This window comes from Kitasatospora sp. NPDC001603 (genome assembly GCF_040298365.1).
In the GTDB taxonomy this organism is placed as follows: domain Bacteria; phylum Actinomycetota; class Actinomycetes; order Streptomycetales; family Streptomycetaceae; genus Kitasatospora.
In genome coordinates this window covers 71347-96796 of the sequence record NZ_JBEPAA010000026.1, presented here as the reverse complement: position 1 = coordinate 96796, position 25450 = coordinate 71347, and the positions used below count along the sequence as shown (strand labels likewise).

At 74.6% G+C, this 25450-nt stretch carries 21 protein-coding genes; 8 read left to right on the top strand and 13 right to left on the bottom strand.

Annotation, left to right across the window (positions count from 1 at the left end):
• Nucleotides 1-2 precede the first annotated feature (2 nt).
• The 11 genes from ABT263_RS18415 to ABT263_RS18365 all read right to left on the bottom strand — a co-directional run bounded on the left by ABT263_RS18415 (nt 3) and on the right by ABT263_RS18365 (nt 12378).
• Nucleotides 3-1142: a BtrH N-terminal domain-containing protein gene (locus tag ABT263_RS18415; protein WP_352291419.1), complete on the bottom strand. Its 1140-nt coding sequence runs from the start codon at nt 1140-1142 to the stop codon at nt 3-5.
• Nucleotides 1139-2044, bottom strand: coding sequence for an NAD(P)-binding domain-containing protein (locus ABT263_RS18410; protein WP_352291418.1), 906 nt, complete (start codon nt 2042-2044; stop codon nt 1139-1141). Before ABT263_RS18410 ends, ABT263_RS18415 begins: the two co-directional genes overlap by 4 nt.
• Nucleotides 2041-3375 carry a phenylacetate--CoA ligase family protein gene (locus ABT263_RS18405; protein WP_352291417.1) on the bottom strand — a complete coding sequence of 445 codons (1335 nt, stop codon included), beginning with the start codon at nt 3373-3375 and terminating at the stop codon, nt 2041-2043. Before ABT263_RS18405 ends, ABT263_RS18410 begins: the two co-directional genes overlap by 4 nt.
• Nucleotides 3372-4424, bottom strand: coding sequence for a zinc-dependent alcohol dehydrogenase (locus tag ABT263_RS18400; protein ID WP_329486346.1), 1053 nt, complete (start codon nt 4422-4424; stop codon nt 3372-3374). The genes ABT263_RS18405 and ABT263_RS18400 overlap by 4 nt, the downstream gene beginning before the upstream one ends.
• The gene (locus tag ABT263_RS18395) at nt 4421-5878 is read right to left on the bottom strand and encodes a B12-binding domain-containing radical SAM protein (protein ID WP_352291416.1); all 1458 of its coding nucleotides are present in this window, start codon (nt 5876-5878) and stop codon (nt 4421-4423) included. The genes ABT263_RS18400 and ABT263_RS18395 overlap by 4 nt, the downstream gene beginning before the upstream one ends.
• Nucleotides 5875-7122: a tyrosine decarboxylase MfnA gene (gene mfnA, locus ABT263_RS18390; RefSeq protein WP_352291415.1), complete on the bottom strand. Its 1248-nt coding sequence runs from the start codon at nt 7120-7122 to the stop codon at nt 5875-5877. The genes ABT263_RS18395 and mfnA overlap by 4 nt, the downstream gene beginning before the upstream one ends.
• Entirely contained in the window at nt 7067-7987 is a 921-nt protein-coding gene (locus ABT263_RS18385; RefSeq protein WP_329486343.1) for a TatD family hydrolase, read from the bottom strand. Before ABT263_RS18385 ends, mfnA begins: the two co-directional genes overlap by 56 nt.
• A 7-nt stretch (nt 7988-7994) precedes the next feature.
• Complete coding sequence (locus tag ABT263_RS18380) at nt 7995-8831, bottom strand: sugar phosphate isomerase/epimerase family protein (protein ID WP_352291414.1); 837 nt, start codon at nt 8829-8831, stop codon at nt 7995-7997.
• Between the two features lie 133 nt (nt 8832-8964).
• Entirely contained in the window at nt 8965-9603 is a 639-nt protein-coding gene (locus tag ABT263_RS18375; protein ID WP_329486341.1) for a class I SAM-dependent methyltransferase, read from the bottom strand.
• Nucleotides 9604-9695: 92 nt separating this feature from the next.
• Nucleotides 9696-10805: a 2-deoxy-scyllo-inosose synthase gene (locus ABT263_RS18370; protein ID WP_352291413.1), complete on the bottom strand. Its 1110-nt coding sequence runs from the start codon at nt 10803-10805 to the stop codon at nt 9696-9698.
• A 250-nt stretch (nt 10806-11055) separates the two neighbouring features.
• A complete protein-coding gene (locus ABT263_RS18365; protein WP_352291412.1) occupies nt 11056-12378 on the bottom strand; it encodes a TrpB-like pyridoxal phosphate-dependent enzyme in 1323 nt (440 codons plus the stop codon).
• Between the two features lie 353 nt (nt 12379-12731).
• On the opposite strand from ABT263_RS18365, the gene ABT263_RS18360 reads away from it, so the two are divergent.
• On the top strand, nt 12732-13487 hold the full coding sequence (locus tag ABT263_RS18360) for a GyrI-like domain-containing protein (protein ID WP_352291411.1): 756 nt from the start codon (nt 12732-12734) through the stop codon (nt 13485-13487).
• 396 nt (nt 13488-13883) lie between these two features.
• Nucleotides 13884-14753, top strand: coding sequence for an AraC family transcriptional regulator (locus ABT263_RS18355; protein ID WP_329486337.1), 870 nt, complete (start codon nt 13884-13886; stop codon nt 14751-14753).
• Between the two features lie 66 nt (nt 14754-14819).
• Here the strand turns inward: ABT263_RS18355 and ABT263_RS18350 are convergent, their stop codons facing one another.
• Entirely contained in the window at nt 14820-16895 is a 2076-nt protein-coding gene (locus tag ABT263_RS18350) for a galactose-binding domain-containing protein (protein WP_352291410.1), read from the bottom strand.
• Between the two features lie 450 nt (nt 16896-17345).
• On the opposite strand from ABT263_RS18350, the gene ABT263_RS18345 reads away from it, so the two are divergent.
• The 6 genes from ABT263_RS18345 to ABT263_RS18320 all read left to right on the top strand — a co-directional run bounded on the left by ABT263_RS18345 (nt 17346) and on the right by ABT263_RS18320 (nt 23072).
• Nucleotides 17346-18167 (top strand): alpha/beta fold hydrolase, encoded by an 822-nt coding sequence (locus ABT263_RS18345; RefSeq protein WP_352291409.1) that lies wholly within the window; start codon nt 17346-17348, stop codon nt 18165-18167.
• Between the two features lie 380 nt (nt 18168-18547).
• Entirely contained in the window at nt 18548-19525 is a 978-nt protein-coding gene (locus ABT263_RS18340) for an AraC-like ligand-binding domain-containing protein (RefSeq protein WP_352291408.1), read from the top strand.
• A gap of 313 nt (nt 19526-19838) precedes the next feature.
• Entirely contained in the window at nt 19839-20837 is a 999-nt protein-coding gene (locus ABT263_RS18335; protein WP_352291407.1) for an alpha/beta hydrolase, read from the top strand.
• Nucleotides 20838-21049: 212 nt separating this feature from the next.
• Nucleotides 21050-21973 carry a helix-turn-helix domain-containing protein gene (locus ABT263_RS18330; protein ID WP_352291406.1) on the top strand — a complete coding sequence of 308 codons (924 nt, stop codon included), beginning with the start codon at nt 21050-21052 and terminating at the stop codon, nt 21971-21973.
• Between the two features lie 19 nt (nt 21974-21992).
• Nucleotides 21993-22373: a response regulator transcription factor gene (locus tag ABT263_RS18325; protein WP_352291405.1), complete on the top strand. Its 381-nt coding sequence runs from the start codon at nt 21993-21995 to the stop codon at nt 22371-22373.
• A gap of 138 nt (nt 22374-22511) precedes the next feature.
• Nucleotides 22512-23072, top strand: a complete 561-nt coding sequence (locus ABT263_RS18320; RefSeq protein WP_352291404.1) for an endonuclease domain-containing protein — start codon at nt 22512-22514, stop codon at nt 23070-23072.
• 71 nt (nt 23073-23143) lie between these two features.
• Here ABT263_RS18320 and ABT263_RS18315 read toward each other — a convergent pair whose 3' ends face one another.
• Nucleotides 23144-25420: an ATP-binding protein gene (locus tag ABT263_RS18315; protein WP_352291403.1), complete on the bottom strand. Its 2277-nt coding sequence runs from the start codon at nt 25418-25420 to the stop codon at nt 23144-23146.
• Nucleotides 25421-25450 lie beyond the last annotated feature (30 nt).

Below are 25450 nucleotides of genomic sequence, written 5' to 3'. Positions count from 1 at the left end.
GCTCACACCTCCCTCAGCAGGGCGAACAGCTCCCGCTCGGTCTCGGCGACGGCGGCCAGGGCGGCCCGCAGCTCCCCGGCGAGGCGCTCGCGGACCGGGGCGAGCCCGGCGGCCGCGGCGGCCCGCAGGTCGGGCAGCCGCTCGCCGAGCAGGGCGGCCCGGGCGAGGGCGGCGGCGCCGCCGTCCAGCAGCTCGGCCTCCCGAGCCCGGTAGGCGGCGCCGAGTTCGGTGAACGCAGGCGTCCAGTCGGGCAGCAGCAGGGCGATGACCCGCTCCCAGCGCCCGGCGCTGTCGGCGCAGAGCAGGGCGGCGTCGGCCAGCCGGTGGTCCCCGGTGAGCTCGGCGGCTTCGGTCAGGAAGGTCCGGAACAGGTTGCGGAAGGCGTTCCCTCCGGTGCCGGCCAGTTCGAAGTCGACGTAGGCGCCGGCGAGTTCGTCCACCACGGCGGCGGCGGGGGTGTCGCTGAGCAGCAGGTGCCGCAGACCGGCGCCGTAGGAGTCGAGGCCGCGCAGCCCGAAGCTGGGCACGGGCGGGTGCAGCATCGCGCGGCAGGACCAGCGGATGCCCTGGCGGATGTCGTCCTCGGTGGGGTACCGGGCGGCCTTCCAGTCGGCGCGCAGCAGGGCGTGCCGGGGCGGGAAGGGCTGGTGGCCGGAGGCCCGGGCGGTGGCGAGTTCGGCCGTGGTCAGGGTCTGCGCGCGGGCCGGGCGGTCCGAGACGGTGACGGTGTCGTCGTCCCGGTCGTGGCCGACGACGACGATCGCGTGGCCGCCGAAGTGCCGGGTGGCCTGGAAGTACGGCAGGTGGAAGAGGTCCGCGTAGACCACCGCCGGGCGGCCGAGGTCGAGTTCGGCCAGCAGGTCGCCCCAGGCGCGCTCGGGGTCGTCGGTGACGGCGACCTCCAGGTCGAGGCCGACGCCGGCCGCCATCCGCCGGGTGAACTCGGGGAACGGGCCGTTGCGGCCGCCGGTGAAGCCGCGTCCGCCGGGCGGGGCGGGCATGTGCATGAAGTTGATGCCGCCGGCCACGCCGAACAGCATCGCCTCGCTGATCGGCAGGTCGTGCGCGGCCAGCTGCTTGCGCATCGACGCGGTCTCGCAGTGCGCGCCGCCGTGCGGGACGTCCGGCGGGGTGGTGGTCATGCGGGTCCTCCCGGGGTGACGGGGCGCTCGGCCCAGGCGGCCCAGCCGAGCGCGTCCGGCGGGACGAGGTCGGTGGGCGGCAGGACGGTCGGTGGCAGGACGGTCGGTGGCCGGACGGCGGCCCGCGGCCCGGCCGGTGCCCGGTCGGCGGCGGGCGGCGCGGCGCCGGCGGCCTCGGCGGCCTCGGCGGCGATCTCCTCCAGCACCGAGCGGGTGTAGGGGTTGGCGTCCGAGGGCGGGTAGTCCAGCGCCGTCCCGACGAAGACGTTGCGGATCGCCGCCCGCACGATGTCGGTGGGCAGACCGCGGCCGGTCAGTTCGGCGGCCAGTTCGGCGCAGGCGCGCAGGGCGGCCTTGGTGGCCGCGCGGTTGGCCGGTCCGACGCACGCCTCCGGTCCGAGCACCACCTCGCCGAGGTCGGCGGCGAGGGTCCGCAGCAGGCCGATCCGGCGCGGTGCGGAGGTGACCAGGACGGTCTTGAGGCCGAGGGCCACGGCGGTGAACTGGCAGACCGGCTTGAGGCCGACCACCTCCACGCCGAGGTCCGGCAGGTCCTCGGTGGGCACGCTGGTCGCCATGTTGACGAACAGCGCCCGGCGGCCGACCTGTTCGGTCAGCGCGGCGAGCCGGCGCAGCGCGGCCGCGGTCTCCTGCGGCGGGACGCAGAGCAGCACGGTGTCGGCGGCGGAGAGGATCTCGCGCTGGTCCATGTCGGGCAGCGACAGCTCGGCGGCGACCCGCCGGGCGACCGCGGGGTCGCTGTCGTTGAGCAGCACCGGGAAGCGCTCGGCCAGCCGGTCGGCCAGCACCGAGCCGAGCCGGCCGAGGCCGACCACGGCGATCGTGCCGGGGTCGTTGTGCCGGGGTTCGGCGGGGTTGCCCGGGCGCAGGCCGAGGGTCATGAGACCGCCTCCAGGTCCTCGATGGTGAGGCTGCCGGGCTTGAGCATCCGGTCCATCGCCCGCCGCACCTGGGCGCGGTCGATCGGGGCGACCGAGGCGGGCACCGCGAACTCCGCGGTGACCCGCTCGGCGACGGCCGCGCAGAGCGCCGCCGGGTCCTCGACCTCGGCCTCGACCCGGATCTCCAGGTGGTCCCCGGAGACGCCGGCCGCCCAGTAGAGGCCGGCGCCCTCGGTGGCGAGCACGGTCTGCTCCAGCGCCAGCTTGTTGATCCGCTGCCCGCCGACGGTCAGCTGCTCGCTGACCCGGCCGTGGTGCGAGAGCACCCGGCGCGGGCTGCCGCAGGCGCAGGGCTCGGCGGAGACGGTGACGAAGTCCCCGCTGCGGTAGCGCAGCAGTGGCATGGCCCGGCCGGCCAGGGCGGTGATGACCAGTTCGCCGGCGGTGCCGTCGGGGACGGGTGCGGTGGTCTCCGGGTCGATCACCTCGAACAGGTGCCGGTCCTCGGTGAGGTGCAGGCTGCCCCGCTCGCAGACCAGGCCGAGCGAGTTGGTCTCGGTCGAGCCGTAGGCGTTGGAGAGCCGGACGCCCCAGAGCGCGGCGATCTTCTCCAGCTTGGCGGGGGAGCAGGTCTCGCCGACGTAGAGGAAGGTCTTCAGCCCGATCTCGCCCGGGTCGCGCCCGGTGTCCTTCAGCATGTCGTAGAGGCGCAGCGCCCGGCTGGGCGTGCAGACCAGGGCGGTCGGGCGGACGGTCCACATCATCTCGACCATCCGCTCGAACGGGCAGACCAGGCTGAGCGTGCCGACCGGCACCACGGCCGCGCCGTTCTGCTCCAGCGCCCGGTCCAGGTCGTAGGAGGCGAAGGCGAGTTCGTAGGGGATGGCGATGAAGACGAGGTCGCCGGGGCCGAGCACGTGGCCGACGGACTGCTCGACCGCGACGTTGCCGCGGATCCAGTCCTCGTAGGTGATCATCGAGGAGGTGGGGCTGCCGGTGGTGCCGGTGGACTCGCCGTAGCGGATCAGCTCCTCCCGGCCGACGGCCAGCAGGCCGAACGGGTAGGCGCCGCGCAGCTCGGCCTTGGTGGTGAAGGGCAGGGTCCGCAGCTCCTCGGCACTGGTGGGCCGCAGAGCGCCGTACCGCCCGGCCCAGCGCTCCCGGTAGAACGGCGAGTTGGCGAAGGCGTGGTCCAGCTGGCGGCGCAGCAGCGCGAACTGGTGGTCGGGCACCTGGTCGGGGCTGAGCTTCTCGAACGCGGCCAGGTCGGCCAGCGCGGCCTCCCGGATCTCCGGATAGCGCAGGTGCGGGGGGCGGTCGGCGGTGGTCACCGGGCATCCTCTCCAAACATCAGCTGGGTCTTGATCCGGGTGCGGGGGTCGAGCGTGAAGGCCTCCGCCGCCCGTTCGGCCGGCAGGCGGTGGGTGACCAGCAGCCCGGCCTCCTCGCGGTGGCCGGCCAGGAACTCCTGGGCGCGGTGGAAGCCGCCGGTGCCGCCGATCGAGCCGACCAGGGTCAGTGCGTTGGCCACCAGCAGGTCGGTGCGGAGCGCGGCGCTGCGGCGCAGCCCGAAGCAGAGCACCCGGCCGCGGGGGACGGCGCAGGCCAGCGCGGTGGCGAGGCCGTCGGCGCCGCTGGAGCAGTCCACGGTCAGGTCGTACCGGGCGGCGGCGGTCAGGGCGGCGTACCCGCCGGCGGACCGCGCGGCGGCGTCGGGCTCGGGCGCGGCGGTGCGGACCCGGGCGCTCGGCAGCAGCGCGGTGACGGCGGCGGCCTTCACCGGGTCCGCCTCCAGCAGCTCCACCCCGCCCGCCCCGTACGCCCCGGTGAGCAGCAGGTAGCTCGCCAGGCCGAGGGCGCCGGCGCCGATCACCAGGATCCGCTCGTCGGGGCGCGGGTCGATCCGCCGCAGGCCCTGGGCGGCGACGGCGAAGAACTCGGAGAGCGCCAGCAGGCCGGGGCCCAGGCCGTGCGTGTCGGGGTAGAGGTAGCGGCGGTCCACGGTCCGCAGCCGGGTCGAGAAGCCGTCGACGGTGAGGCCGAACTTCTCGATCCGGGTGCAGACGTTGCGGTCGGTGCCGCAGCGCGGGCAGTCCCCGCACCAGCGCGAGCAGTCGCCGGTGACCCACTGGCCCAGCAGCGCGCGGCCGTTGCTCCCGGTGTCGACCACCAGGCCGGACCACTCGTGGCCGAAGCGCAGCGGGTAGCTGCTCGGGCCGCCGTAGGCGCCGTCGTACAGCGCCTGGTCGCTGCCGCACAGGGTGACCCGGTCGACCTCGACCAGGACCTCGTCCGGGCCGAGCGGCGCGGTCGGCGGCTTCGCCTCGTCGACGGTGAGCCGGCCGGGGCCGGTCAGCCGCAGGTCCGCCCCGGCGCTCACCGGGCACCGTCCCCGGCCGCCGGGAGCGGCGGCAGGTGGTCGTTCAGCTCGGCCTCGATCCGCTCGCTCTCCGCGCGGGCCATGGTGATGCGCTCGCGCAGGCTGATCGAGTTGAGCCCCCACCACAGGTACCAGTTGTCGTTGGCGAGCACCCGCGCCTGGATCTCGTCGAGGACGGCGGCGTCCTCGATGACCGCGCGGGAGCAGTAGTACTTGGGCACGATGAATCGCTCCGTTCCGGTGATCATGCCTTCGGCGACGGCGGTGGTGTGCAGGGCGGTGCCCCGGCAGACCCGCAGGCCGAGCGTCCAGAAGGCGTGCACGTCGGGCGTGGCGGGCGGGACGAGCTGCTCCATCACGTCGAAGGTCTCGCGGACCGAGTCCCGGTCGTCGCCGGGGCTGCCGATGAACAGGCAGTGCTCGACCCGGATGCCGGCCTCGACGAACTTGCGGTGCGACTCGATGATCTGGCGCTGGCGGAAGTTCTTCTTCAGCCCGCGCAGGATCCGGTCACACGCCGAGTCGGTGCCGAACTCGACGTAGTAGCAGCCGGTGCGGACCATCAGGTCGACCAGTTCGGAGGTCACGTTGCCCGGGTTGACCATGCAGGACCACGGCATCTCGATGCCCCGGCGGACGAACTCCCGCAGCACCTCCAGCGAGTAGTTGAGCGGTAGGTTGAAGACCCCGTCGACGATCTCCAGGACCTCCAGGCCCTCGTCGCGAAGCCGCTCCACCTCGTCGGCCACCCGGGAGACCTCGTCGAACTTCACGCCGGTGCCGTCCACCAGGAAGTTGCTGCAGAAGACGCACTCCAGCACGCAGCCCTTCTTGGTCTGGATGGTCGCCGGCACCTTGAGGCTGCGGTCGTGGGTCTCGTACGAGTAGCTGAAGTAGCGCTGGTCGTACAGGGCCGGGTCGGGGCGGGCCGCCTTGCGGTAGTCGATCCGGAAGACGGCGTCGCGCCGGTGGTAGCCGCCGCCCTCGCGCGGGCGGATCACCCCGGGCACGTCCAGCGGTTCCTCGCCCCGGGCCAGGTGGTCCAGCAGCGGCTGGACGGACTCCTCGGCGAAACCGGTGATCCCGTAGTCGGCCCGGACGAAGTCCATCAGGTCCTCGGGGACGGTGGAGAACCCCGGACCGCCCAGCAGCACGGTGACGCCGGGCAGTTCGTCGCGCGACCAGTCGGCCACCTCGCGGGCGAGCGGGGTGTAGACGACCGGCTCCAGCATGCTCTGCGAGTCGACGTTGCGGATCGAGATCCCCACCACGTCGGGCTTGAAGGCGCGGACCGCGGCCCGGACGACCGGCTCGTCCTCCTCCTCCCACATCAGGTCCAGCGTCTCGACCTGGTACCCGGCCGCCCGCGCCTGGGTGGCGATGGTGACCATGCCGATCGGCAGGACCGGCCGGAAGGACTTCAGCTTGTTGATCGACACGAAGAGGATCTTCACGGCCGGCCCCCGTCGACCTCGGCCAGCGCGGTGACCAGGCCGCGCAGTTGCCGCTCGCTCTGGTGCCAGTGCACGACCAGCCGCAGCAGGCCCAGCCGGCGGGCCACCGAGGCGATCAGGCCGCGCTCCTCCAGGGCGTCGACCAGCTTCTCCGGGCTCGGGTGGCGGACCGTCACCACGGTGAGCTCGGGCCGCGGGGCGACCTCGAAACCGGCCTCGGTGAGCAGCCGCACCAGCAGCGCCCGGCGCTCCCAGAGCCCGGCGACCGAGGCCCGGTAGCCGCTGCGGCCCTCGGCGCGCAGCGCCGCCCAGGTGGCCAGCAGGGCGCCGCCGGGCCGGGTGCCGAGCAGGGCGTGGTGGTCGAGGGTGCCCCGGTAGTGCGAGGAGGTGCGCAGCGCGTCCGGCGCCCCGGGGTCGCGGAAGAGCACGTGGCCCGCGGGGATCGGCGCGCCGCCGTACTTGTGCGGGTCCAGGGTGATGGAGCTGACGCCGTCGACGCCGAAGCCGATCGCCGGCAGGTCGTCGCCCAGCTCGCGGGCGAACGGCGCCAGGAACCCGCCGGTGGCGGCGTCCACGTGCACCGGCACGCCGAGCGCCGAGGCGTGCGCGGCGATCGCCGGTACGTCGTCCACGGCGCCGGACTCGGAGCTGCCGGCGGTGGCCACCACCAGCGCGGTCTCCGGGGTCACCAGCGGCAGCAGCCGCCCGGTGTCGACCCGCAGCCGCTCGTCGGAGGGGACGCGGACGACCTCGACCGCCAGCAGCGCGGCGATCTTGTCGAAGGAGAAGTGCGCGCTGTCGCCCATCAGGACCCGGGCCGGCGCACCGGCCCCGAAGCGGGCCCGGTGGTGCCGGAGCGCGGCGAGCACCGCCAGCAGGTTGGCCTCGGTGCCGCCCGAGGTGGCCACCCCGGCGGCTCCGGGGCCGTCCATCAGGTCGGCCAGCATGGCCGTCACCTCGGCCTCGGCGCGGGGCAGCGAGGGGAAGATCCGGTTGTCGCCCATGTTGGACTGCTGGTGGGCGGCGAACACCTGCTCGGCCACCGGCAGCGGCGTCGAGCAGATCGAGTTGAAGACGGTGCCGTCCCGGTAGTCGTGGTCGTCCGCGCAGAGCCCGGCCAGCTCGGCCAGCACCCGCTCGACGGGGACGCCCCGGTCGGGCAGCCCGTGCGGGCGGGCGCCGGCCGGCTCACCCGGCGGCGGGGACCCGGTGGGGGACGGCGAAGAACTGGGCAGCGTTGCCATGAGCGAGAGCCCTCACGATCTGCTCGGGGACACCATGGAGTCGGAGCCGGTGCACCGTCCTGGCCAGACCCAGCGGGTCGGCCGAGCCGAAGTGCAGGCCGGTGTTGAGCATCAGCCGCTCCGGGCCGAACCGGTCCAGCAGGCCGAGCACCTCGCGGTGCGACTGCTTCTCGCGGACCTGGAACAGCGCGTCCTGGCGCGGGGCGACGGCGATCCCGTACCCGCCGAGCCCGCGCAGCGCCGGGTGCTCGGCCAGCAGGTCGATCCGCTGCTCGTCCAGGTCGAGCAGGGCGATCGTGGCCGGGTCGATGCCGGCCCGTTCCACCGCGCCCGCCAGCGGCGCCAGCATCTCCCGGAAGGCCGGCAGCGCGGGCGGCGACTCGACCAGCACCGGCAGCGCGCGCGCCGACGCCAGCTTCAGCTGCCGCTCCAGCACCTCGACCTCGTCCGGGCCGCCGCCGCGCAGCGACACCTCGCCCAGCGCCCGGACCCTCGGGTGGTCCAGGTACCGCTCCAGCACCTCGATCCCGGCCAGCGCGCCGCGCAGCCCCGCCATGTCGGCCGCGTGCACCGCGAGCGCCACGTGCAGGTCGATCCCGTACGCGGCGGCCCGGGCGGTCTCGGCTCCGGCGAGCCGCTCGAAGCGGGCGGCGAAGGCGCTGCCGGAGTCCCGGGCCTCCAGCGAGGCGGAGCACGGGGCGAGCGCGGTGAGCACCCCGCTGACGGCCATCAGCTCGTAGTCGTCCGCGTTGCGCAGGTCGGTGTGGATGTGGTGGTCGAACAGCGGCGTCAGTCCGGTCCCGTGCAGGGCCCGGGGGGCGAGCGGCGGCGGGGGCGGCGGCGGGCCGGGGCGGTCGGCGGGCACGACGGGCTCAGCCCTGCGCGGCGGCGGCGATCGCGGCGGTCAGCACCTCGCGGCTGCGGCGCAGCGCGTGCTCGTAGCGGTCGGCGTGGTTGTACAGCTCCACGCTGACGTAGCCGTCGTAGCCGCCGCGCCCCAGCACCGAGAAGAAGCCGGCGAAGTCGATGTCGCCGTCCCCGGGGATCTCGTGGTGGTGCACCCGGCCCTTGATGTCCTCGACCTGGATGATCTTCGTGTAGGGCAGGTTCCGCTCCACCGAGGCGAGGTAGTCCTCCTCCACCACGCGGCAGTGGCCGAGGTCCTGGGCGAGCGCGAAGCGGTCCGAGGCCAGCGCGTCGGCCAGCCGGGCGACCCCGTCGTTGCTCTCCAGGAAGAACTCCGGCTCGGGCTCCATCGCCAGCACCGCGGTGCCCGGGCCGTCCAGCACCTGCCGGACGCCCTCGTCCAGCCACTGCCGGGCCTGCTCCTCGGTCACCTCGGGCTTGCGCTTGCCGGTGGCGAAGTTGACGTAGGGGATGCCGAGTTCGTCGGCGATCCGGACCGACCGCAGGACGAGGTCGACGCGGCGGGCCCGGCCCTCGGCGGTGGGGTGGATCAGCGAGGGCTCGAAGCGCTCCTCGCCGAGCAGGTTGTCGGCGCCCGCGGCCAGGCAGCAGGCCGTCAGGCCGGTGCGCTCCAGGGCCTTGCGGATCGGCGCGGCCTCGGCGGGGCCGAAGGCGAACGGGTCCAGGTGGGCCGGGTGGAGCGAGAGTTCGATCCCCTCGTAGCCGGCGTCGGCGACCGCCTCGATCGCCCGCTCCACCGAGATCGTCCGCAGGCCGTTGGCGTTGTAGGCAAGCTTGACCACGACAGTTCTCCTTCTGGCTGGTGACGGTGGTGACGACGGTGACCGGCGGGTCCTGGCCGGCCGGTCGCCGGGTGCTGGTGCGCGACCGCGTCGGCGCGTGCCGCGCCGGGGCTCCGGTGCCCGGGTGGGCCGGTCACTTCTCCGCGGTGGCGTGCACGTGGAAGTCGTGCCAGGTGCGCAGCTCGATCCGCTGGAAGCCGGCGGCGCGCAGCATCTCCTCCAGCTCGTTGAGGGTGAAGCGCAGGTGCACCTCCTCGGGACCGGCGCCGTCGGGCTGGCGGGCGTACCAGGCCTCGATCTCCCGGTTGCGCTCCTTGTCGGCGGTCTTGCGGTAGTCCGCCAGCGCCACCCGCCCGCCGGGGCGCAGCACCCGGTACATCTCGGCGATCGCGGCGGGCGCGTCGTCGGCCAGCTCGTGCAGGACGTAGGTGGAGATCACCAGGTCGGCGGCGGCGTCGGCGACGGGCAGCGGGACCACCGGGCTCACGGTGCGGGTCACCCGGTCGGCCACGCCCTCGCGGGCGGCCCGGCCGGCGAGCACCTCCAGCAGCTCCGGGCTGCCGTCGACGCAGTGCACCGAACCCTCCGGCCCGACCAGCCGGGCGGCGGGCACGGCCGCGTAGCCGGTGCCCGCGCCGACGTCGACCACCTGCTGGCCGGGCGCGGCGCCGACGGAGCGCAGCAGGTCCTGCACCTCGCCGAGCGCCCAGCGCAGCGGGCCGTCGAGCCGGTAGACCGTCTCGGCGATCTCCGGCGAATGCGCGTCGTTCATGGATGACTCCTTCGGGAGGCCGAACGGGCCGTCCGGCCCTGCTGGGCCGGCGGTCGGGGGTGTGCGCGCGGTGCCTGGCGCGTACGGGGCGGTCAGGCCTCGGCGAGGACGCTCTTCAGCAGCGGCTCGGGCACCGGCGTCTCGTGGTCGCCGTCGACGATGTGCACCCGGCCGACCTCGGGCACCAGCACGAACCGCACCGCGCTGCCCGCCCGGCGCTTGTTGTCGCTGAGGATGACCTCGACGATCCGCTCCGGGGTGAACTCCCGGGGCACCGTGGTCGGACTGCCGATCAGGGTGCCCAGCAGGTGCTCCTGGCGCGCCAGCACCTCCGGGGCGGTGATCCCGAGCCGGATGCCCAGCCGGGCCGCGGCGCACATCCCGATGCCGACCGCCTCGCCGTGCAGCAGCGCGCCCCCGGAGAGGAACTCCACGGCGTGCCCCACGGTGTGGCCGTACTCCAGGATGATGCCGGCGCCGCGCTCGCCCGGGTCCTGCGCCAGGATGCCCAGCTTGCTGCGGACCACCTCGTGGCAGACCCCGAGCAGGTCGTCCCGGATGCCCGCCACACCGCCGGCCAGCAGGCCCTCCATCCGGTCGACCCACGCGGCGTCGTTGACCAGGCCGTTCTTCAGCGCCTCCACCAGCGCGCTGCGGTGCTGGCGCTCCGGCTCGCTGCGCAGCATCGCCACGTCGGCCCAGATGAACAGCGGCGCGTGGTAGACGCCGAACTGGTTCTTGCCGAGGGCGCCGTTGATCGCCTGCTTGTTGCTGAGGGTGCCGTCGGTGAGGTTCAGCATGGTGGTCGGGATCTCGACGAAGCGCAGGCCCCGGTAGACCATGGCGGCGGCCAGTCCGGCCAGGTTGCTGATCATGCCGCCGCCGAGCGCGCCGACGATCGAGTCCTTGGTGGCCCCGGCGGCCACCAGCCGTTCGCAGAGGTCGGTGAGCTCGGGCCAGCCCTTGACGCCCTCGCCCTCGGCCACGGTGATCAGGTTGACGGCGACGCCGGCCCGGCCGAGCCGGTTGGCGAGGTCCCGGCCGAACAGCTCGTACAGCGGCTGGCTGGTGACCAGGTAGAACTCGTCGAAGGCGTGCCGGCCGAGGTACTCGGGCAGCCGGTCGCCGATGGACTCGCCGAGATAGTACGGGCAGCTTGGGCTGGTCCCGCTGGACAGCTCGATGATGGTTCCGTCGGACACGTCGGTCCTTTCGTGCAGGGTGTCGGAACGGGTGGTGTCGGAACGGGTGGTCCTGGGGTGCGCGCGCCTCGCCCGGGCGGTGCCGGTGCGGGTGGTGCCGTGACCTCGGTCGTGCGCGGGGGTGGTGCCCCCGGTGGTGCGCGCGGCCCCGGGTACGCGGTGGCACGCTCCCGGCGTGCGCGGGCGGTGGTGCGGGGCCCGGCGGAGGGCCCGGTGACGGGTGCCTGTGGTGGGCGCGGGGCGCCGGTGGTCAGCGGTGCGCGAGGTAGCCGTCGAGGTCGAGCAGCCCGTTGCCGCTGACGCAGGCGACGATCACCTCGGCCCGCCCGGTCTCGCGGGCCAGGACGGCCCGGTCCACGGCCGCGCGCAGGGCGTGGCAGGACTCCGGCGCGATCAGCATCCCCTCGGTGGAGAGCACCAGCCGCCCGGTCTCGAAGACGTCCGTCTCCTTGTACGCGACCGCGTCCAGCAGCCCCTCGCCGCGCAGCACGCCGATCAGCGGCGAGCCGCTGTGCTGGCGCAGACCGCCGACGTGGGTCTCCGGCAGCTCGTAGTCCCGGCCGAGGGTGTACGACTTGCCGAGCGGGGTGACGCCCTCCGGGTCGGCGTGGTCGTAGCGCAGCGTGCCCCGGGTCAGCCGGGGGGCGCTCGCGGACTCCGCGCCGAGCAGCAGCAGGTCGTCGCCGCGCTCCGCCTTCTCGGCGAGGTAGGGGCCCATGAAGCCGCCCAGGTTGCTGCCGCCGCCGACGCAGGCCACCAGCGCGTCCGGCCGCTCGCCGAGGGCGGCCAGCTGGGCCTTGGTCTCCTGGCCGATGACGGTCTGGTGGATCAGTACGTGGGCCAGGTTGCTGCCGGAGATGTAGCGGGTCTCCGGGTGCAGCGCGGCGTGGCTGATCGCCTCGCCGATCGCGGTGCCGAGCGAGCCCAGCAGGTGCCGGCCGTCGCGCAGCAGCGCCTTGCCGACCGGCGTCCGCTCGCTGGGGGAGGCGTGCACCTCGGCGCCGAGCATCTCGATCAGCGCCCGGCGGCCGGGCTTCTGGCGGGCCGAGACGCCGGCCCAGTAGATGACGGCCCTGAGGCCGAAGCGGCGGGCGGCCCAGGCCACCGCGTGGCCCCACTGGCCGGCGCCGGTCTCGGTGACCAGCGTGTCGACGCCCTGCTCGGCCGCGTAGTGGGCCTGGGCGATGGCCGAGTTGAGCTTGAAGCTGCCGGTGGGCAGCACGTCCTCGCGCTTGAGGTAGATCCGGGCCGGGGTCTCCAGGTAGCGCTCCAGGGCCCGGGCCCGCAGCAGCGGGGTGGGGCGTCCGATCGACGCCAGCTCCTCGCGCACCCGCTCCGGGATGGCCAGGAAGGGTTCGGTGGCACCGTCCTGGGCGCGGACGGCGTCGAGCCGGATCCGCTGCTGCAGGGCGAGCCGGGAGCCCCAGGCGTCGTGCTCGGCGCCCTCGGGCTCGCGGGGCGGCGGGACGGGGCCGGGCAGGCTGGGGACGAGGTTGAACCAGTGCGACGGGACCTCATGGGGGTCCGCTGCGGCCGGCACCGGCACGGGGGTCCACTGGGCGGCTGGAGTCACGATGCATCCCTCTCGTCATCCGGATGGGGGAACCGCGCACGTCAGTTCTCGCAGCGAAACGACCGGGTGAGAAGCGGTAGGAGCGTTGTTGACCGGCTCAGTCAAGCTTTGGATCGGTTGCCGGGGGAGTACTTGACCGCAACGGTGGAAAAGCGGTCCCGGACCGGCCCGCTCCTGGGCGAAGCCCGGGTCAGGAGCCCGGACCGGCGGCGGGGCGGCGGCCCGGACCGTGCGACCGGACGCGCGGTGACCGTCGTCGCGCCGTCTCGTTCGCCCCTGCGGGGGCTACCGGTCGCCCTGTTCCACCGGCGCCCCGGGCGCCCCGATCCGCAGTCGTACGGGAGTTGTGCACCATGGGTACCACCGGCAAGGCCGAGAACAAGACCGAGCAGAGGGCCGAGAAGAAGACCGCGCAGGCCGGGAAGGCAGAGCAGCCCGGGAAGAAAGCCGAGAAGACCGACCACCGCAAGCTGGGCGGCGAGCTGTACCGCGCGAAGGCCGTCCCGCAACCGCTCGACGTCCCCGAGTTCGCCTTCCTGGCCCTCGACGGGACCGGCGACCCGCAGCAGAGCCCCGAGTTCGGGCCCGCCATCGCCGCGCTGTACGCGGTCTCCTACGCCCTGAAGTTCGCCGTCCGGGCCGACACCGGGACGGACTACGCGGTGATGCCGCTGGAAGGGCTCTGGCACAGCGACGACCCGCACTTCGACGCCGTCTCCGCCGACTCCTACGGCCCCGGCGCCCGGGCCGGCTGGCGGTGGACCCTGCTGATCCGCCAGCCCGTCCCCTACACCGACGCGCAACTCGCCGCCGCGCTCGCCAAGGCGGAGGCCAAGGTGGAGGCCAAGGCGGAAGGGAAGGCGGAGGGGAAGGCCGGGGCCGAGGCGGTCGGCCGGCTGCGCCGGGAGTCCTTCACCGAGGGCCGCTGCGTCCAGGTGCTGCACCAGGGCCCGTACGAGACCGAGCCGCGGACGGTGAAGCTGCTGCACGACTACCTGCACACCGAGGGGCTGCGCGAGGCCGGCCGGCACCACGAGATCTACCTCTCGGACCCGACCAGGACGGCCCCCGAGCGACGCCGTACCATCCTGCGCCAGCCGGTGTCCTGAGGCGTCGGCACACCCGGGTACGGACCCCTGACCTCCCGTGGCCGCCGTGGCGCACCTCCGTGCACCGGCTGCGGCCCGCTGGACAGCCATGGACGCCCCCCCTAGCATCGTGAGAATCCCCGTCAGGGCCAGGTGCCCGTCGGGGCCCGTCTTCGCCCGTCCCCGGGAGCCGCTGTCAGGGCGGCGTCCGTCCACCGGACACACCACGGGGCGAGGTGGATCTGGACGTCTGACCCTGGCGCGCACGGGGGGTGACCGCGCAGGTAGGCATTGAGGTGCGATCGATTGTCATGCCATCGGTCGGTCAGGCGTCGGCTCCAACAGGCCCGGGCTCGGCTCCGGTCGCCCGTCGGACCCCGCCCGAGGGACCCGAGAAGCGGAGGGCTTCAGTCTGCTATGAAGATCGACACGCTGAGCAGCCACGACGAGCGTCTGCGCCGGGCCATCCCCCACATCGTGGCCCAGGTCAGGGACGGTGAGGCCGCCGTCTCGCTGGAGGAGCTGGCGATGGCCACCAACACCTCGCCCGACTACCTGCGCCGGGTCTTCCGGCACCAGGTCGGCGAGCCGATCCACCGCTACGTCCGCAGGCTCCGGCTCTCCCTGGCGGCCTACCGGCTGGTCTACGGGGACCGCACCATCATCGACATCGCGGTCAGCGCCGGCTACAACTCGCACGCGGCCTTCACCCGCGCGTTCCGGTCCGCGTACGGGATATGTCCCACCGACCTGCGCACCAACCCGCAGAACACCGCCTGGCCGACCGCCGGTGCGGCCGGTTCGGACATCCGGCCGGCCGCGATCCCGCAGCGCCGGGTCGCGTTCTACTCCCACCTCGGACCGATCGACAGCGCCGACACCGCCTGGGAGCGGCTGCGCGGCTGGCTCACCACCCACGGCCACTGCCCGGCCCGCTCCAAGGCGTTGGGCGTCTCCTACGACGACCCGGACTTCTTCATCGGCGCCCGGACCCGGCACGACATCTGCGTGCCGGTCTCGGACCGCTTCGACCCGCAGACCCGGGACGGGATGGGCGTCCAAGTCGTTCCGGCTTCAACAGGATTGGCGATGCGTCACGTCGGACCGCCCGAGCTGATCCCGTTCACCTACATGCACCTGGCGGTCAGCGCCGCCACCAAGGGGATGCAGCGCACCGAGCGCCCGCCGCTGCCGTACTACCTGGAGTTCTCCTCGTTCCCCTCGGCGCACCCCGAGCGCCAGGTCGCGGTGGACGTCTACCTGATGCCGCACACCCGCCGGAACTGAGCGCCGCGCACGCCCCGCGGCCCCGGGCGACCGCCCGGGGCCGCGAAGCCGCGCACGTGCCGTCCGTCAGGTGCTGTAGACCCCGACCTCGTGGAGCGAGTAGCCCCAGCTGGTGCCGCGCTGGACCCCGTGGACGCGGACGTACCGGGCCGGGACGCCGGTGAACCGCGCGGTCTCCAGCCCGCCCGCCCCCGTGGTGGTGGACCACACCGACGTCCAGGCGGCCCCGTCGGTGGACACCTCGATGCGGTACGCCTTCCCGTAGGCGCGTTCCCAGTCCAGCGTGACGCGTCCGACCAGGGTGGTGGACCCGAGGTCGAGCCGCAGCCACTGGTCGTCGTTCCAGTCGCTGGCCCAGCGGGTGCCGCCGTCGCCGTCCACGGCCCGGCCGGCCGCGTAGCTGACGAACGGGTTCCATTCGGTGGACGCGGCCGTGGCCGGGGCGCCGGCGGCCAGGTTGGTGCCGGCCCGGTGCTGTTCGGTGCTGCCCCAGGTGGTCAGGTAGGACTCGGCGCCCCGGAACAGGTCGTCCACCACGCCCTGCCCGCCGACCAGCCGGATCTCCTCCAGCCAGTCCGGCACGAGGCCGTAGTGCGCGGCGCCGTCCGTGTTGTAGTCCCAGGTCCGCTCGCCGGTGGTCTGCCGGTCGACGAGCGAGCCGCCGTCGGTGGTGCGGAACGGGTACTGGACCGGGTGCGGGGCGTTCGCGCCGGGCGGCGCGGGCCAGCCGCCGAGGCCGTTCATGTCGGTGCCGTAGCCGTAGCCCACCCCGTACTTGTCGCGCAGCGCGTCGGTGCGCTTCGCCTCCGCGCTGAACGCCTCGGCGCCGTTCATGTACTGGGCGACGAAGCCGCCGAGCTTGTAGACGCGCTCGGTCCAGTCGAGGTCCATCCAGCTGTGCGAGGAGATCACGCCCGGGTAGGACGCGGACTCCAGGATGTCGAAGGCGCGGTCGGCCGCCTTGACGCTCATGTGGTCGACTTCCAGCATCATCTTGCGCTGCATCATCCCGCGCACGGCGTACTCACCGAGGTCGGTGAGGCCGCGGGAGTTGCACTGGGCGCCCGCCGCGTACGCCGGCACGGTCACCCCCGGCGGCAGCAGCTTCTCGGCCTCCGGTGCCGCGGCGAGGCCGATGGGGTTGTCGTGCTGCGGCCCGGCGCACTGCTCGGTGGTCCAGAAGGTGCCGGTGGACAGGAACTGGCCGGCGTTGATCGCCGTGCCGAGGGCGCCCTCGTCGAAGCGGACCCCGCACAGCGCGTTGTCGAACTTGTGGCACAGGAACATGCTGCGCACGCCCAGGCCGTACAGCTCGTCCAGGCCGCGGTCGATGTCGGCCTTGCCGCACTGGGCGACGTCCAGGATCTGCTTGCAGCCGAACGGCTCGGAGGTCTCCACGCCGAGCACGACGGCGAGCTTGCCCTGCGCGACGACCTGGCGGGCCTGCGTGCTGTCGGTGACGATCCGGAACCAGCCCTTGCCCGTTCCGCCGTACATCCGGTCGATGTAGGCCTGCAGGTCGTACGTCTTCTGCGCCTGGAGGCGGATGGAGTCCATCTCGTCGCAGCCGCGGTCCTTGAAGAAGTAGACCGAGCAGATCACCCCGTTGGTGACCAGGTCGTCGACCAGCACCCGCTGGCCGCCGCGCCAGGCCCGCTCGACCCAGGCGTAGTAGTTCTGCTCGTGGGTCAGCGAGTCGTGGGCCGGCCAGTCCTTGAAGGTGGGCCAGCCGACCGGGTCGTGCTTGCCGTCGCCACCCTTGGTGATCATGTCGAAGACCGCCAGCGAGCCGTCGGGGTAGTGCTCGGGACAGTCCTTGAGCGCGTCCGCGATCCCGGCCTCGGAGAACGTCTTCCCGCACAGGAGACGGCCGCCGAAGGCCTCGTTGGACATCAGGTGGTCGTGCGCGTCGACGAAGCCGCGGACCTTGCCCTGGGCGTCGGTCCCGCGGAACGGCTCACCGGTGACGCCGATCTGCGAGTCCGGCGCGGGCCGGGCGACCGGGTTCCACCAGCCCGTCCCGCCCGAGGCTCCCGGCGCGGGGGCCGCGAACAGCAGGGAGAGGAGGGTGAGGAGCGCGGCCAGGGCCGTGACGGTTCTGCGCCTGCGGTGCGGATGAGGGTGGGGCTGTGGGGGTTTCATCGGCCACCATTCGTGTCGTCGATGCAGGGACGACGGGGACGAACGACCCGCCGGCGCGGGGTGTTTGATTGTTCCGCGCCGGGCGACTGTCATGTCCCGCGTACTCGGTGCGATGAGAATCGCCACTGTTGGATTCTTAGTCAATAGCCCTGGACGGATGGTCCGTTGACGTGAAAGGCCGTGTTCGATGCGGTAGTTGACTGTCCGGTATGCGGAGACCGGCCGGGCGGTCCCGGGCCGGCCCGGAGCGCCCCGGGCGGTCCGGGAAACGGGCGGTGCGCGCGTGGGCAAGGGCTGTGCAGGGAGGGAGCACCGCTCGGCCCGAGGGCGTCCTAGCGTTGCCGGTGTTCCGCGCGGAGGCCGGGCCGGCCCCGTGGCCGCCCCCCCGGCCCGGGCGCTCCGGCCCGGGCGCTCCGGGCCGGCCGTGACACCCCTTCCGAAAGGCTCCTCATGCCCACCATCACGCTCTCCGACGGCTCGCAGAAGTTCTACAAGGACTGGGGCACCGGTCGCCCCGTCGTCCTCTCGCACGGCTGGCCGCTGAACGCCGACGCCTGGGACGGCCTCGCCGTCGCCGTCGCCGAGGCCGGCTACCGGGTCGTCGCCCACGACCGGCGCGGGCACGGCCGGTCCGAGCAGACCTGGGACGGCAACCACATGGACCGGTACGCGGACGACCTGGCCGAGCTGATGGAGCGGCTCGACCTCACCGAGGCCGTCCTGGTCGGCCACTCCACCGGCGGCGGCGAGGTCGCCCGCTACCTCGGCCGGCACGGCAGCGACCGGGTGCGCAAGGCCGTCCTGCTCGGCGCCGTGCCGCCGCTGATGCTGCGCACCGAGGACAACCCCGAGGGCACCCCGATCGAGGCCTTCGACGGCATCCGGGCCGGCGTCGCGGCCGACCGCTCGCAGTTCTACTACGACCTCAGCGAGGCCTTCTTCGGCTTCAACCGGCCGGGCGCCGAGGTCTCCGAGGGCAAGCGCCGCGAGTTCTGGCTGCAGGGCATGCAGGCCGGCCTCAAGGGCGCCCTCGACTGCGTCGAGGCGTTCTCGGAGACCGACTTCACCGAGGACCTCAAGAAGATCGACATCCCGGTCCTGGTCGCCCACGGCGACGACGACCAGATCGTGCCGATCGCCGCCTCCGCCGAGAAGAGCGTCGAGCTGCTCTCCCAGGGCGTCCTCAAGGTCTACCCGGGCGCCCCGCACGGCCTGGTCGGGGCCTACGAGGCCGCGTTCACCAAGGACCTGCTGGAGTTCCTCGGCACCTGATCCGACGCCTGATCCGGCGGGGTGGCCCGCCCCGGGCGGCCACCCCACCACCCCCGCGGCCCCCGCACGCCCCGGACCGGCGCATCGGCGCAGGTCCGGGGCGTGCGGGCGTTCCCGGGCGGGCGCGAGCACGGCTGACGGCCGGTGAGCCTTGACCCTGCCCGGCGACCCAGGCCCGCCGGGTGCCGCCCGCCGGTGCGGACGGAACGAACGGCCGACCCCGCCGGGAGGGCCGCCGGCCGGGGGAGCCGTGCCCCAGCGCGCCCGGGCGCCCGGCTCACCAGAACGACAGTCAGATGACCTAGGCACTCATCCGCTCCCTGCCGCAGGCTGGTCGTGCGCGGCTTCGGCCGGGAACGTTGACAGAGAGGGGCAGCCAGGTGAACCTGCGGGTCACAACCGCCGCGGTGCCGGACGGGGAGAAGGCGGGGCACTGGGGCCGGGCGGTCTCGTACGCCCTGGCGCCGGTGGAGGTGGTGCCGCTCGCCGACGGCCCGTTCGACGGCCGGCTGGAGTCGCACCGGCTGGGCAGCCTGCGGGTGTCCACGCTGGAGGCGGACGCCACCCGGCTGTCCCGGACGCCGGGCCTGATCGCGCGCTCGGCCGGGGCGGAGGCCCAGGTGGCGGTGGGCGTCCAGGTGTCCGGCCACGCCGTGCTGACCCAGGACGGCCGCCGGGCCGAGGTCGCGCCCGGCGACCTCGTGCTGTACGACACCGCACGCCCCTACTCGGTCGACTACCCGCAGCGCTTCCGCTCCCACGTGTTCCACCTGCCGCACCGGCTGCTCGGTGTGCCGGAGGCCGACATCCGCCGGGTGACCGGGCGGGGCGTCACCTCGCGGGAGAGCCTCGGGGCGGTCCTGCTGCCCTTCCTCGACACCCTCGCCGACGCCGCGCCCAGCTACCCGTCCGCCGTCGGGGACCTCCTGGCGGGCAGCGTCGCCGACCTGTTCCTCACCCTGGTCGGCGAGCTGGCGGGGCGCCCGGCCGCCGGCCCCGACGAGGCCGGCGCCCACCTCGTCCGGCTGGTCCGCGCCCACATCGACCGCCACCTCGGCGATCCGGGGCTGACCCCGCAGGGCATCGCCGACGCCCACCGCATCTCGGTGCGCTACCTGCACCGGCTCTTCGAGAACGAAGGCGTGACGGTGGGCCGGCTGATCCAGCGGCGCCGGCTGGAGGAGTGCGCCCGGGAGCTCGGCCGGCGCAGCCGCAGCGCGCCGACCGTCTCGGCGGTCGCCCAGCGCTGGGGGTTCGTCAACCCCGCGCACTTCAGCCGGGCCTTCCGGGCCGCGTACGGGACGTCCCCGCGCGAGTGGCGGGCGCGGTGTACGGAGGAGGCGCGCACGGCCGGCTGACCGCCGTGCGCGGAGCGGTGCGCGGGACTGGCTGACCGCCGTGCACGGAGGGGCGGCTTCCGGTGCGCTCCGGGTACGGTTCCGGGCCCGGCCGGTCCCTAAGGTGACGACGTGCCGGCCGGGCGCCCAGGGCCCCGGCCGGCACGCTCTCCGGGCACGGTGGCAGTACCCCCGGCTCGCCGCCGTGCCCGGACCCGCGGCGCCGGCACGCCGCCCGCCGCGGCGCCGGGCGAGCCCACGACCACCCGGGCGGGGCGACGCCCACCCGCGGGAGCCGGTCCGACCCGGCCGCTACGCCAGGAGCAGCACACCAGTGTCCGAGAGCACCACCCCCGAGGCCCCGGGCCCGATCCTGGACGACGGCCTCCAGGACTTCCTGGCCGCCCGCGCCCACGCCCGCCGCGTTCGGACGGCGGCGCCGCCCGGCGGGAGCGCGCCGGAGCCCCTCGACCTCGCCTTCCTGGCCGGGCCCCACCCGTCGGACGGACACCGGGACACCGTCGCCACCCGGCTTGCGCTGCCGACACCGGCCGGTCACGTCCGGATCCAGGTGATCCGCCCGGTCGACGCCGCCCGGCCGACCCCGGTGGTCCTCTTCCTGCACGGCCTCGGCTGGGCGCTGGGCGACGCCGACAGCTACCGCCACCTGCTGCGGGAGTTCGCCGTGGGCGCGGACGCCGCCGTGGTCCTCGTCGACTACGGGCGCCCGCCCGCCGAGCGGTTCCCGGTCGCCGTCGAGCAGTGCTACGCCGTCGCCCGCTGGATCGCCGCGCACGGCCACGAGATCGGGCTGGACGGGAGCCGGATCGCCGCCGCCGGCGACTCCGCGGGCGCCAACCTGGTCGCGGCGCTCACCCTGCTCCTGCGCCGGCGCGGCGGCCCCGAGCTGCTCCACCAGGTGCTGATCTGCCCGGTGACCGACGCGGACTTCGACACCCCCTCCTACCGTGCCTTCGCCGACGGGTACTTCCTCCACCGGGCGGACATGCGCCGGTTCTGGGACGCCTACCTGCCCGACCCGGCCGGCCGGGGGCAGTCCCTGGCGGCCCCGCTGCGCGCCGGACTGGAGGAACTCGCCGGGCTCCCACCGGCGCTGGTGATCACCGCCGAGGCCGACGTGCTGCGGGACGAGGGCGAGGCCTACGCGGCCCGGCTGCGCCGGGCCGGGGTGCCGGTGGTGGCCACCCGCTACCAGGGCGTGGTGCACGGCTTCGTCCTGCTCGACTCGCACTGCCGCACCGACTCGGCCCGCTCCGCCCTCATCCAGGCCGTGGACACCCTCCACCTCGCCCTGCACCGCCACTCCTGGTAGGCCGGCCGCCGCTGGTAGCCGGGCCGGTTCGGGGCAGAACGGGGGCTCGTGCGGCACCGGCGACCGCGCAGTTCCTCCTGCTGTTCTTCCTGGTCACCCGCCGTCCGACCGGCTGGGATGGGAGGGCGGGCCGCGTCGCCCGCGCCCTCCCCTCACCCCGTGCCAGCACCCGGCCGCCCGGGACCACCCCGGCGGCCGTCGCAGGAGTACCGATGCCCGTCCTCGTCCCCGTCCCCGTCCCGTCCGTCCCCGTCCCGTCCGGCCGCGTCCCCTTCGCCGCGAGCATCGCCGGCCACCGGCTCGGCCCGCTGCGGGTCTCCTCGATCGTCGCCGGTCCGTGGCCGGCCGCGCAGGGCCGCAGCGTGGTGCTGTGCGGCCGCGGCGACCACATCACCCTGGTGCTGCCGCGGCACGGCACGGCCGCGCTGCTCCTGGACGGTCACGGGGTGCCCCTGCGGCCGGGCGAGTTCGCCGTCGCCCGGACCGGCCGCCCGGTCGTCCTGGAGGTGTCGGAGGCCTTCTCCGGCACGGCCTTCCACTGGCCCCGGGCAGCGGCCGGAGTGGCCGAGGAGGACCTGCGGGAGCTGTCCGGCACGGCCTTCCGCTCGGACACCGGGACGGCCGCGCTGGTGGCCGCCTACCTGGACCGGCTGGCCCGCCCCGGGGTCGCACCGGAGCCGCAGGTGGCCGCCCGGCTCGCCGGCACGGCAGTGGACCTGCTCACCGTCCTCGCCCACGAGCACCGCCGGCGGGCGGCCGGACCGGTGCCCGAGGAGGTCCTGGCCACGATCGCCCGGACGAAGGAGTACATCCTGCGCCGGCTCCCCGACCCCGGGCTCTCCCCGGAGGGGATCGCGGCCGCCCACCACTTCTCGGTGCGCTACCTGCACAAGCTCTTCCAGTACGAGGGCGTGACCGTGGGCCGCTGGATCCAGCGGCGCCGCCTGGAGATGTGCCGCCGCGACCTGGCCCGCCCGTCGGGCCGCCCCGCCACCGTGGCCGCCGTCGCCGGCCGCTGGGGCTTCGTCAGCACCAGCCACTTCAGCCGCGTCTTCCGCACCACCTACGGCCTCACCCCCCGTGCCTGGCAGTCCACCGCCCACGACCCCGCCACCCACCCGGCCCTCCCGTGCTGAGCCCGGGAGGGGTGGCGGAGTGAGCGGCTCCCCGGCGTCGGCCGGGCGCGGACGCCCGGCCGACGCCTCACCGGTCACGGCCCTGTACGCCGTTCGCCGCGCGGCCGCCGGCGACAGCCCGTACAGCCCCAGCGTGCTGCGCCGGGTGGTGGCCAGGGCCTCGTCGGCCGGGCAAAACCAGGGCGAACGACGGCACGAGGCAGCCCACTTCACCGACCGGGAACAGGAAGTCCTCCGTCTGGTCGCCGCAGGACTCTCCAACAACGACATCGCCGACCGGACGCACATCGGCGTCACGACGGTGAAGACCCACGTGGCGAACCTGATGACCAAGACCGGCAGCCCGAACCGCGTCCGCCTCGCGGTGCCGGCCATCCAACAGGGCCTGGCCGACACCTGACCGCGGCGTCGCCGAGAGCGGCCGGCGCACAGGCGCACAGGCGCGGAGGTCGGGTGCGGAGCAGTCGCAGTCCAGCGTGGTCAGGACGGCGGCTGTCACGGTCCCGGGACTGTCAGTGATGCTCTCTAACCTGCTCCGGTGGACTGGGAAACCGACGAGGAGTTCTACGCATGGGTCGAAACCCTGGGCGACCCCTGCGAAGTGTGCGCGGACACGCTGTGGCGGATCGATGCGGGCCCCCGCGGGAAGACATGTCAGAGGTGCCGCAACGCGATCCGGCAGGCGCGTCGGCACAAGCTGACGCTCGCCCGGGTGAACGCGATCCTGAGAGCACAGGACGATACCTGCCCGCTGTGCCACCGCTTGGGGGGCGACTCGTCGATGGAGGGCCCGTCCTGGTGGCACATCGATCACGACCACCGATGCTGCCCCGGACAGTCGTCGTGCGGGCGGTGTGTGCGGGGGCTCCTGTGCAGGAACTGCAATGTCCGTGGCCTGGCCTGGTACGAAGCGCTCCCGGGTGAGCTTCGGACCTGGGATCACGGCAACAGCTATCTGGCCGATCCTCCGGCACGCAGGGCGGAGGCCGCAGTGCTGTTCGAAGGCGACCTTGAGGGCGTACGTTCCCGCGACGGCTCGTTCGCCGGGTGGCGCTCCGATCGACCACTGCGGACCGCGCACCAGGCCCCGAGCCGGTAGCCGGACACCTGAGGGTCGTCCCGAGACGCTCGGGCAGGAACGAGTCCGGCTCCGTCGGCGCCGCGCCCGGGTCAGCCCTTCGTGGCCGTCAGGGTGGCTTCCAGTTGGGTGGCTTCGGTGAGGCGGGTGGGGTCGGCGGCGGATTCGGCGAAGGTTCTGGCTTCGCGGGCGGCGGTGAGGGCGCGGTCGTGGTGGCCGAGGGTGGCCAGGGCCTGGGCCTGGCCGAGGGCGGCGATGGCCTGGAGGAGGGGGACGGCGACGCGGGCGCCCACGGTGCGGGCTTCGGCGTAGGTGCGCTCGGCCTCCTGGGCGCGGCCGAGGGCGAGCAGGGCGCCGCCCTGCTGGGACAGGGCGTTGGTCCGGGTGAAGTCGCCGATGTGCGCGGCGGGTGCGGTGGCCGGGTCGGCGAGCAGGGCGAGGATGGTGTCGGTGGTGGCCACCGCGTCCGCGTGGCCGCCGGTGCCGGCCTGGGCCGAGGCCAGGGCCAGCAGGGCCTGGGGGCGGCCCTCGCGGTCGCCCGCCGCCGCGAAGAGTTCGGCCGACCGCCGGGCCCGGGGGACGGCGTCGGCGGGCTCGCCCAGCCGGTTGGCGGCCGCCGCCGCGTAGAAGTGCGCCCACGCCTCCTGGGTGACGTCCCCGCCGCGGCGGGCGAGTTCGGCCGCCTGTTCCGCGATGGCGGCCGATTCGCGGGGCTGGTGCGAGCAGTAGTGCACCGCCCAGGCCAGGTAGTTGGCGTGGGTGGCCGCGAGGACGTCGTCACCCAGGGCGTGCGCCGCCGTGCGGGACAGTCCGAAGACGGTGGGCCAGTGGCCCCAGTTGGTCCAGCGGTCGGAGAACCAGTGCATGGACTCCGCGGTCCGGACGACGTCGGTGTGCCGGCCGGCCGCGGCCGCGGCGCGCAGTGCGGCCAGCCAGTTGGCGCTCTCGGCCTCCAGCCAGGCCTGCGCGGCCCGCGCCGAGCCGAAGCCGACGGGTGCCGCCGCGCGGCCGGCCGGCGGCGGTCCGGGCTGGAACCACTGCCCGGCCTCCGCGGCCGCGTCGAGCAGCCAGCGGTACAGCGCCGCCTCGGCGGCGGCGACGTCCTGCGGGGTCTCCTCCTCGTGGAGCCGCTCGCGCGCGTACAGCCGCAGCAGGTCGTGGAAGAGCAGCCGGTCGCCGGCGGTGTGCCCGAGCAGGCCGAGGTCGAGGAGTTCGTCGAGCATCTCCTCGACCGCGTCCGGCCGCAGACCGGTGAGGGCGGCGCCGGCGCCGGTGTCGAAGTCCGGCCCCGGGACGAGCGCGAGCCGGCGGAAGAGGCGTCGCACCGGCTCGGCCAGCTGTTCGTAGGAGAGCCGGAACGCCGAGCGGATGCGCAGGTCCCCGGCGGTCAGGCGGCGCAGCCGGAGGTCCTCGTCCCCGAGCCGTTCGGCGAGGCCGTCGGCGCTCCAGGCGGGTCGGCTGAGCAGCCGGTTCCCGGCGATGCGCAGCGCCAGCGGGAGGTGTCCGCACAGCTCCGCGATCCGCGCCAGCGCCGCCGGGGCGGACCCGCCCGCCGGCTCGTCCTCGCGCTGGGCGAGGATCGCGCCGAGCAGCGCGGTGGCGGCGCCGGCGGGCAGCGGCGCCAGGACGAGCCGGCGGGCGTGTTCGATCCCGGCGAGCGTGCGGCGGCTGGTCACCCAGAGCCGGCCCGCGCCGGGGCCGGGCAGCAGCGCGCGGACCTGGGCCTCGTGGGCGGCGTTGTCCAGGACGACGAGGGCCTCCCGCTCCCGCATCAGCCGGCGGTAGAGCCCTCGGCGCTCGTCGGTCTCGCCGGGCAGGTCGCGTTCGCGGACGCCCAGCGCCCGCAGCAGGCGGCCCAGGGCGTCGTGCGGGGTGACCGGCTCGGCGTCCAGGCCGCGCAGGTCGACGAAGAAGCAGCCGTCGGCGAACCGGTCGGCCAGCCGCGCCCCGGCGTGCACGACGAGCGCGGTCTTGCCCAGTCCGGGCGCGCCGGAGACGATCGAGACCGGTGGACCGGCCGGGGCGCCGGCGGTCCGGGCGAGCCAGTCGGTCTCGGTCTCGCGGCCGGTGAAGTCGGGTACCGCGGGCGGCAGGTCGCAGAGCCCGGTGGCCTCGGCGGCCGGGTGCCGTCGCCGGCCGGCGCGGGCCGCGCCCAGCAGCGTCCCGGTGGCGGCCGGGGCGAGCCCCAGGGCGGTGGCGAGGGCCTGGACGGTGCGGGCCTGGGGGCCGCGGCTGTGGCCGCGCTCCATGTCGCCGATGGCGCGGGCGCTGACGCCCGAACCCTCCGCCAGTTCCTCCAGGGTCAGCCCGGCGGCGTGGCGGTGCGCGCGCAGCAGCGGTCCCAGGGCCGGAACGTCCGGCTGGCTCATCTGACCCCCCGATAGGTGAGGGATCATCGT